The sequence below is a fragment of the Protofrankia symbiont of Coriaria myrtifolia genome (assembly GCF_900634755.1).
Classification (GTDB): domain Bacteria; phylum Actinomycetota; class Actinomycetes; order Frankiales; family Frankiaceae; genus Protofrankia; species Protofrankia coriariae.
Genome location: NZ_CAAAFS010000190.1, coordinates 1 through 7,461, shown reverse-complemented (window position 1 = coordinate 7,461; position 7,461 = coordinate 1). Strand labels below are relative to the sequence as shown.

Sequence of the window (7,461 nt, the reverse complement as noted above, 5' to 3'; positions counted from 1 at the left end):
GTCTAGTAGTGTCGGCTACCAGCCGGCCCGCCAACGACCGGGTCGGCGAAACATCCGTCCGCCGGGCCCGGGCGGCCGGCGTGGGTCAGGTTCGGATCGAAGACGTCACCGGAGCACCGTGCTGACGCACCCCGTCCTGAGAGGAACGAGTACGGAAACGGCTGCCAGAGCGACCGTTTGTTCCCTCGCTCCCGTGAGGGCGACTGTGTGGCACTGAGGGTTCTGGGATGCGGCCGTGTTGCCTGGTTGGCATTGCCTGGTTGGCATCTCAGCTTCGGGCGGTTCGTTCGGAGCTGTGCGTGGGGGGCGGTGCGGTGCCCTTGTCCCGGTGGTCGGCGAGAGGGAGCAGGACCACACCGATGATGATCAGAGTCAGGGAGCCTGTCTTGAGCCAGTTGGCGTGCTCCGTGCCCAGGGCGATGCCGATGACGGCGACCGAGGCGGTCCCCAGCGCCCCGAAGGCCGCGTACGACACGCTCGGGCCCAGTCCCGTGAGGGCGACGCCGAAGAAGTAGGTGGTCAGGAGGAACCCGAGGACGGCGAGGACCGAGGGGGCCAGGTTGCGGAAGCCGTGGGAGGCGGCGAGGGCGTAGGTGGCTGCCACGTCGCAGGCGATCGCGACCACCAGAACCAGCCAGCTCATCAGGATCCTTCGGGAGAGATCGGTTGGCCGCCGGTGCCTGTGCCTGGCGGCAGGGCGGTGGGCGGCGTCGGTGACTGTCATCGCTTCTTCCTGGGGCTCTTGGCCTGTGGACCTCTTGGCCTGGCCTCTCGGCGGCATCCTGGCGGCTTCCTGGTGGCGTGGCCGGCTCGCGGCCGATGCCGCGGTCAGGTCTCGTCCCCGGTCTCGTTCGGAACCGCAGCCGACAGTACTACACGCTGCATTCGAGTAAGTACTCGATGCTCCCTATGTCGGTATGCCCGCACCGTCGGCGTGACCACGGGGTCTGTGGATATTTTTTGTTCGTCGATTGTCTCTCGGTTGATATATCTATCGTGCGATCTTCTTTTTGAGAAAAAGTTCGCAAAATCCGGCGGAAGGCCGGCATTTGTGACCCGCGACACCAGAAATAACAATTAACACACAATTTGCGCTGTGCAATCATGCGCGACCGCGGCGCGACCACGCACACGTCATGCCTGGCTGGCGCGCTGGCATGGCGGCGAACCGCGCCGTGTCCGGGGGAATCAGGGAGAACGGGAGGAAGACCCGGAGGGAACGTGTGGTTGACAGCGACCGAGTAACGACCGGTACCGTTCATCCTGTCCACTCATCAGACGGCTGCGGGAGTGCCTTTTCCCTGACAACTGGACCGGCCGGCGGCCAGCGGACGCTTACACGTCCCTGATCGCCTGCTACCAGGCCCGGTCAGCGGCGGGGTTCGGACAGGAAGTTTCCCGTCGCTGGCAAAGGGGGGCTGCGAGACAGCCCGGAGGGTCCCAGATCGTCCCCTAGACAACGGTGTCCGCGTCCGCATCCGGCGGGCACGGCGTCGGTCCGAAGGGCGGTCCGGGACCCTTTCTCGTATCCGCTTCCGCGCCGACGGGCGCGTTCGTGCCCATGGACGGGTGGAGGGACGGACGAGGCGGGCAGGGGGCTGCCCACCGGCTGGCCTGCCCGCCCCGTCCGTCCCCGGCAGGCCAGCCACAAGCGCTCCTCGCCGGCCCTGCCGCCGGCCCCTACAGCAGGTCGTGGATGACCGTGCCGCGCACGACCGTGCGTACACAGGTCGGCGTGGGCCCGTCGAGATCGGGCAGGCCGGCGACAGCGGCGCGCGGGTCGGTGGACCATGCCGCGACGCGGGAGTCCGGCACCTGGACCACCAGCTCCCCCGCCACCTGCCAGACCGCGAACGTCGCCGGGGCCCCGGGGGCGAGCAGCCCGCTGCCGTCGCCGTCGGCCCGGGCCGCCCGCCACCCGCCCCTGGTCGCGGCGGCGAACGCCGCCCGGGCGCTCAGCGCCGCCGACGGTGTGTGGTGCGCGACCGCGGCACGTACCCCGCCCCACGGGTCCAGCGGGGTCACCGGGGCGTCCGAGGACAGCGCGAGGACGACACCCGCGGCGGCCATCGCGGCGAACGGGTTCATCGCGCCCGCCCGGTCGGCGCCCAGCCGCTGGGCGTACATGCCGTCCCGGCCGCCCCAGCAGGCGTCGAAGGCCGGCTGCACGACGGCGGTCAGACCGAGGCGGGCCATCCGCGCGATCTGGGCGGCGTCGGCCATCTCGCAGTGCTCGACGCGGTGCCGGCCGGCCAGGATCCGCGGCAGGCCGATCTTGTCGGCTGCCCGTTCGAAGCCGTCGAGGACGGTGTCGAGGGCGGCGTCCCCGATCGCGTGGAAGCCGGTCTGCAGACCGGCCTCGGCGGCCTGCACGACCGTCCCGGACACGGCGTCGGCGTCCAGGTGCAGCAGACCCCGGTTGCCGGCGGCCGGGCTGCCGGCCCCGGCGCCCCCGCCGGTGAGGCCCGCGTCGCCGGCGGCGGCGTCCGCGTAGGGGGCGCGCAACGCGGCGGTGCGCGATCCCAGCGAGCCGTCGACGAACAGGTCTCCACCGATGCCGGCACCGAGAGCGACGGCGGTGTCGATCTCCCCGGCCCAGTATCCGTGGACGACGGGGCCCGGTTCGGCGGCGGCGAGCGCGAGCAGGTCGCTGAGGTCGTCCGCGCTGGAGACCTCCGGCCCGGCCATCTCGTGCAGGGCGGCGATGCCGAGAGCGGCGGCGTGGGCTCGGACCTGCCGTTGGGCGGCCCGCCGCTGGCCGGCGGACACGCTGTCGTAGGCGGCGGCGCGGGCCGCGTGGTGGGCCTCGCCCCGGCAGCGGCCGTCCCCGAGCCAGCCCGGCCTGCCCGGGGCGCCGCAGCGGGCCGCGAGCGCGGACGACACGACCGCGCCGTGGCCGTCGACACGGGAGAGGTAGACAGCCACGCCGCCGGCCGCCCGGTCGAGTTCGGCGGCCGTGGGTGGGCGGCCCTCGGGCCAGGCCGTCTCGTCCCAGTTGGTGCCGAGCACCACATCGGAGGGGCGGCGCCGGACGTGCTCGGCGAGCTGGTCGAGGGCGTGGGCCAGGGACGGCGCCCGGGACAGGTCGAGCCCGTCAAGGGCGAGCCCGGTGGCGGTCACGTGCACGTGGGCGTCCACGAACGCGGGGGTGACCAGGGCGTCGTCGAGGTCCACGGTCTCCTCGGCGGCCAGGGCGTCGGCGGCCGGGTCCGAGCCGAGCCAGGCGATCCGGCCGTCCTCGACCAGCATCGCCGTCGCGAACGGGGACGCCGGGCTGTGGATCCGCCCGCCGCGGTAAAGGATGCGCCGGGTGCCGTTGCGCCCGGCTCGCCCCGTCCCGGCGCCCGCTCCCCGGGTGTCCGCCGCCGCGGCGGACACTGCTCTGGCACGCGCCGCTCTGGTACCCACCGGTTGTCCGTCCTGTTCGTTCAGCGGGTCGGCTGAGCCGGCTGCTCCTGGGTTCGACGACATGTCCGTCACACCTGAAAGTGTGCCTGCCCGCGGCCGGGCCGGACGCCGTGACCCATGACGGGCCGGCCGTGTCGTCGAGAATCACGGTCGTCGGGGCTGCACGGTCGCGAGAATCACACACCGGCCGACGTGACGCCCGCCGCGGGCGGTGTCGGATAGTCTGCTGTCAGATGGCTGGTGGCCGTGCCTCGTACGGGGTGGACAGGACGACCATGGTGCGGGTCGACACGTTCGCCGCGGCCCGGATCTGCTGCAGCAGGCTTTCCAGGTCGCCCGGGGTGCCGACGCGGACCTTGAGCAGGTAGCTCTCCTCGCCGGCGACGCTGTGACAGGCCTCGATGGCGGTCAGGTCCCGTAGCCGCTCCGGGGCGTCGTCCGGCTGACTCGGGTCGATCGGCTTGATCGACACGAACGCGGTGAGCGGGAGGCCGATCTCAGCGGCGTCGACGATGGCCGCGTACGCGGTGATCACGCCCCGCTGTTCCAGGCGGCGCACTCGCTGATGGACCGCGGACACGGACAGGCCGGTGGCCCGGCCCAGGTCGGTGTAGCTCATCCGGCCGTCCCGGCACAACAGACGGACGATCTCACGGTCAAGGTCTTCCAGCACGATCCGGAGCGTACGCAGATCACGCACCGTGGTCGTGTGCTGGGCAGAGGTTGATACGCGGGTTGATACGCGCGGAGGCGGGTGTCGGTGCACGACAGGGGATGCCACCCTGTCCGAGTGCGTACATCCACTACCGCCGATCGGCTGATGCTGTTGGATACTCCGTCGCTGTATTTCCGGGCCTACTACGGGGTGCCGCGGTCGGTCCGCGCCGGGGGCGGGACGCCCGTCAACGCCGTGCGCGGCCTGCTGGACACCCTGACCCGGCAGATCGCCGAGATCCGCCCCACCCGGCTGGTCGCCTGCTTCGACGCGGACTGGCGCCCACGGTTCCGGGTCGCGCTGCTGGCGTCGTACAAGGCCCACCGGGTGGCCGCCGGCGGCACCGGCGGGGCCGAAGGGGCCGGGTGGATCGAGGACGTCCCGGCGGAGCTCACCGCCCAGCTACCGATCATCGACGCGGTCCTGGACGCCGTCGGCATCCCCCGGGTCTCGGCCGCCGGCTACGAGGCGGACGACGTCATCGGCACGCTGGCCGCCCGCGGCCGGGCGGAGGTGGACGTGCTCACCGGGGACCGGGACCTGTTCCAACTGGTCGACGACTCCTGGCCGGTGCGGGTGCGCTACGCGGTCGAGCGGTTCGCCGTGATCGACGAGGCTGCCGTGACCAGCCGTTTCGGCATCCCCGGCCGGGCCTACGCCGACTTCGCGGTGCTGCGCGGCGACCCCAGCGACGGGCTGCCGGGCGTGCCGGGCATCGGCGTGAAGACCGCGGCGGCGCTGCTGCGCACCTTCGGGTCGCTGGCGGCGGTCCGGGCCGCGGCCGCGCGTGGGGAGATCGCCGGCTTCCCGGGCGGGAGCAGGCAGCGGATCGTCGAGGCCGCAGCCTACCTGGACGCGGCCGTGCCGGTGGTCAGGGTCGTCACCGACGTCGCCCTGCCGCCGGTGGCGGACCGGCTGCCCGCCCAGCCCGCCGACCGCGCGGGGCTGGCCGCGCTGGCCCGGCGGTGGGGTGTGGAGAATGCCTGCGACCGGCTCGTCGCGGCCATCGGGCGTGTCTGACGGACGATCGACCAGATGATCGGCTGGCTGCCGTCGGACACGCCCTGGCGGCGGTGTCGGCCACGTCGGTTGTGTCACTTGTCGCGGCTGTGCTTGTAATGTCCACCCGTACCCGCTCCATGGCCGGTCGGCGCCGAACGAGGCAGACCTGGGCGAAAGGGGACGCAGCCTCACCGGCGTGAGCCGGTCGCGGCCCCGCGCACCGGTGTCCCTCACCGCGTGACCACCGGCGTCCCGACAACGCAATCCCGATGACGGAACGAGGTGAGGCGGTGGGGCTGCCCGAGCGGCTCGCGGGCAAGCGTGTCCTTGTCACGGGAGCGACCGGCTTCGTGGGCGAGGCACTGCTCGAACGGCTGCTGTCCGATCTGCCCGACACCGAGGTGGTCGTCCTCGTCCGCCCCCGCGCCGGCCGCAGCGGACAGGCCCGGTTCGCCGCCCTGGTGACCAAACCGGCATTCGCGGCCTGGCGCGAGCGGGTCGGCGCGGACGAGGTCGAGCGGACGCTGCGCGAACGGGTCACCGTGCTCGAAGGTGACCTGGAGCGGATGCCGACGTTACCGGCGGACCTCGACATCGTGATCCACTGCGCTGGTGAGGTGTCCTTCGACCCGCCGATCGACACGGGTTTCGCCACCAACCTCGGCGGGGTCCAGGAACTGCTGCGGGCCGTGCAGGACAGCGGCGCCCGCCCCCACCTCGTGCACATCTCCACGGCGTACGTGGCGGGTCTGCGCTCCGGGCACGTGGCCGAGGGCCGGCTGGCGCACACCGTCGACTGGCGGGTGGAGCAGGCCGCCGCGCAGCGGGCACGGCCGGCGGCCGAGGACGCCTCCCGTACCCCCGAGGCGCTGCGCGGCTTCCGGGAGCGGGCCGAGGCCGAGCACGTGCGCGCCGGCGCCCAGACGGTCTCCCGGGAGGCCGAACGCCACCGCCGCAGGTGGGTGGAGCGCCGGCTCGTCGAGATCGGCGGGGAACGGGCCCGGGTGCTGGGCTGGACCGACTGCTACACCTTCACCAAGGCGCTCGCCGAGCGCTACCTGGAGAACTCCCGCGACGGCCTGCCGCTGACCGTGGTGCGCCCGTCCATCATCGAAAGCGCGCTGGCCCGCCCGTTCCCGGGGTGGATCGAGGGCTTCAAGATGGCCGAGCCGCTGATCATCGCCTACGCGCGCGGGGAGCTGCCGGACTTCCCGGCCTCCCCCGACGGCATCATCGACATCATCCCGGTCGACCTGGTGGTCAACGCGATCATCGCCGCGGCGGCGACCACCCCGCCGGCGAACACCCCGGCCTACTACACGGTCTGTTCGGGCTTCCGTAACCCGCTGCTGTTCCGGGACCTCTACGAGCACGTCCAGGAGTACTTCCAGCGCCACCCGCTGGTCGCCCGCAACCGTGGCGCCGTCGCCGCGGCCGAGTGGCGTTTCGCCGGGGCCGCGACGGTCGAGAGCAGGCTGCGCCGCGGGGAGCGGTTCACCGAGCTCGCCGGCCGGGCGCTGGGGTACGCGCCCCGTTCCGACCGGGTCCGCCAGGCCGCCCGCGACCTGGAGCAGCTCGACGAGCGGCTGTCGTTCCTGCGCCGCTACCAGGACCTGTACCGCTCCTACACCCGGGCCGAACTGGTCTACGTCGACGACGCGACCCGGGCTCTGCACCAGGGGCTGGAGCCCGCGGACGCGCAGCGGTTCGGCTTCGACCCGGCCTGCTACGACTGGCACACCTACCTGCAGGACATCCACATCCCGAGCGTGACGGCGACGATCCGCGGGCCGGATCCGTCACCGCCGGCGGTCCGCCGGGTGGCCCCGGCCTCGGCCAGCGGGCCGGACACGCTGGCGGTGTTCGATCTGGACGGCACGCTGGTGTCCTCAACCGTGATCGAGTCCTACCTGTGGCTGCGGCTGGCCGACCAGAACGCCGTGGCCCGCAGCCGGGAGCTGGCCTCGCTGGCCCGTGCGCTGCCCGGGTACATCCGCGCCGAACGGCGGGACCGGGGCCATCTCATCCGGGCGGTGTACACCCGTTACGCCGGCGCCGACCCCGACGAGCTCGCCCGCCTCGTCGACGAGGTCGCCGGGGACATCCTGCTGCGCCGGGTCAAGCCGGCGGCGATCCGCCGGGTCCGCGAGCACCGGGAGGCCGGGCACCGGACGGTCCTGCTCACCGGCGCGGTCGAGGTGCTCACTCGTCCGCTGACGCCGCTGTTCGACGAGATCGTCGCGACCGGTCTCGCGCTCGGGCCGGACGGGCGCTACACCGGGCGTCTGACGTCGGCGCCGCTGGTCGGGGACGCCCGGGCGGCATGGCTGGGCCAC

Annotated in this window: 5 protein-coding genes; 2 read left to right on the top strand and 3 right to left on the bottom strand. The window is 72.9% G+C overall.

Annotated elements, in window-relative coordinates:
- Positions 1-268: 268 nt before the first annotated feature.
- The 3 genes from CM1CMNOD_RS10805 to CM1CMNOD_RS10795 form a co-directional block, all read right to left on the bottom strand.
- Positions 269-643 carry a DMT family transporter gene (locus CM1CMNOD_RS10805; protein WP_043603525.1) on the bottom strand — a complete coding sequence of 125 codons (375 nt, stop codon included), beginning with the start codon at positions 641-643 and terminating at the stop codon, positions 269-271.
- Positions 644-1,680: 1,037 nt separating this feature from the next.
- A complete protein-coding gene (locus CM1CMNOD_RS10800) occupies positions 1,681-3,249 on the bottom strand; it encodes an amidohydrolase (protein WP_237703132.1) in 1,569 nt (522 codons plus the stop codon).
- A 388-nt stretch (positions 3,250-3,637) separates the two neighbouring features.
- Positions 3,638-4,081, bottom strand: coding sequence for an Lrp/AsnC family transcriptional regulator (locus CM1CMNOD_RS10795; RefSeq protein ID WP_043606139.1), 444 nt, complete (start codon positions 4,079-4,081; stop codon positions 3,638-3,640).
- Positions 4,082-4,228: 147 nt separating this feature from the next.
- Between CM1CMNOD_RS10795 and CM1CMNOD_RS10790 the strand changes: the two genes are divergently transcribed.
- Positions 4,229-5,143, top strand: coding sequence for a 5'-3' exonuclease (locus CM1CMNOD_RS10790; protein ID WP_050803489.1), 915 nt, complete (start codon positions 4,229-4,231; stop codon positions 5,141-5,143).
- 272 nt (positions 5,144-5,415) lie between these two features.
- The coding region (locus CM1CMNOD_RS10785) for an SDR family oxidoreductase (protein WP_131773972.1) at positions 5,416-7,461 on the top strand (2,046 nt) is incomplete at its 3' end.